The organism is Streptomyces sp. NPDC020362 (assembly GCF_040642095.1).
Taxonomy (GTDB): domain Bacteria; phylum Actinomycetota; class Actinomycetes; order Streptomycetales; family Streptomycetaceae; genus Streptomyces.
The window spans coordinates 1-1,772 of record NZ_JBFAET010000465.1 but is presented as its reverse complement, the minus strand read 5'-3'; the positions used below and the strand labels follow the sequence as shown (position 1 = coordinate 1,772).

General features: G+C 69.2%; 1 protein-coding gene and 1 pseudogene. Both read left to right on the top strand.

The features are described from left to right. Window positions 1–78: 78 nt before the first annotated feature. Window positions 79–712 (top strand): annotated as a pseudogene (locus AB0H32_RS48260) (DNA polymerase III subunit alpha); the annotation flags it as partial. Window positions 713–1,095: 383 nt separating this feature from the next. After that, window positions 1,096–1,772, top strand: a 677-nt coding sequence (locus AB0H32_RS48255) for an Ig-like domain-containing protein (RefSeq protein ID WP_361136084.1), incomplete at its 3' end; no start/stop codon positions are given.

The window sequence follows — 1,772 nt, the reverse complement described above, 5'->3', positions numbered from 1 at the left end:
GGTATGACGCTTGGGCGGCCTCAAGCCCTGGCCGGCTTCGTCCTCGATGCAGAGCCAGGCGCCCAAGTCCGCCGCCCTGGACGCCTTCACCGCCGGGATCTGCTGCAGGCCGAAGAACTGCACCGTCACTGCCGCAACCGGGCCGCCACCGACGGGCGACTCCCGCTCGGTGGCGAACTGGTGACCGCTGAGCTGAGCGGCCTACCGGAGATGACTGGCCGCGACAGGCTCAGTGCCGAACTCGACACGCTCTCCATCGATGTCACCCATCACCTCATGGAGCACCACCGTCGGCTGCTGCTGGAGCTCGGCGCCGCCGACTCCGCCCACCTCCGCAGGATGATCCCCGGCCAGAACGTGCTGGGCGCTGGGGCGCGAGCCTCCACCCGGACCCCGCCGATCCCGTCCGGGAAACGGGTCATCTTCTGCCCCCGAGGCCCGCGGCCCGCGCCGCACGGTCGTCGGCGAGATGGCAGGGGACCTCGAAGAGGTCGCTGCCGCCCGCCGCGACCACGGCCCCCAGGCTGCACTCGGCCTTCTCGGCCGCACCAGCCTGGCCCCGACTTCGACACGGCCCCCGGCCCGGACCCGCACCGACGGTGCCGCGGGTGCCCTGATCCACCCGTACGCGGACCTCCAGCCAGGCAGGGGGAGCTGCTGGTCTACTCCCCGAACAGGCCGCCTTCGGGATGGTACGGGCTTGGGCAGGTAGGGCAGCCGTATACAGCGGATCAGCCGCTCCAAGGACTGGCTTGCCGCTGGAGCCCCGACCGCTCACGCTGGGCACCCTGGTCATCCGGGTCCGCTTCAGTTCCGGCCAGTGCCAGCCCTGCGCAGTGGGCGAGCAGTGCACCGCCTCTGCCGTCGGGCGCCGGTTGATCCTTCGGCGTCGCGAGGCGATGGGCTTCGGTCACTCTTGACGGGTCACTCTGGCTCTGGGTTCACGCTGCCTGTTCGTGAGGTCTTCCCGTTTCCGGTCGGTGTCGGGGTTCGTTTTCAAGGGGCGTCGGTCTGCAGGCTTGGCGGGGCGGACGGTGTGCGGGCATGTTGTGCGTCTCCCGGGTCCGGGTGCCTGGCAAAAAGGGTTGTGCTGTGATGCAACCGGTCTTCGTGCCCGTGGGTATTAGAGGCGATGTCGGACCTCACCCGGGGGATTGCATGTATGTGGACCGTTCGGCCGGTCGGACGGCCGGCTGTTTCGGCGGTGTTGTCGTGGCCTGTGCGGTTCTGTTCTCGGCCGTGGGTTGTTCGGTGGACGCGGGCTACGGCGTGAAGGTGGCCGGTCACCTTCCGGTTGCGCGGATCTTCACTGTGGTGGCCGGCAAGGCTGCTGGCGGGCGCGGTGACGGCACGGGCGAGGTGTCCGGTGCATGCCCGGTTCCGTCGGTGCCGGAGCCTGCCGTGCTTGCGCATGTGCGCGTGAACATGTCCGACGGGGAGACGGTCGGTGTGGGCATACCGATATCCGTCACCTTCTCTCGGCCGGTCCCGGCCGCCGATCGCGAGGGTGTGGAGAGCTGGCTGCGCGGGCAGACCTCGTCCGGCAAGAGGGTTGCGTGGAGTTGGGTGATGGGCCACAGCCTTCTGGACGGGCGGCGTGTCGACTTCCGCCCCGACACCGCCTACTGGCGGTCCGGCACCCGGGTCACCCTCCGTCTCGGGTCGCACGGCGCCCGGCATTTCGCTATCGGCAGGTCGCTGGTCACCACGGTCGACGCGAAGACGTACGCAAAGACGTACCTCATCACGTACGTGATGACGTACGTGATGAG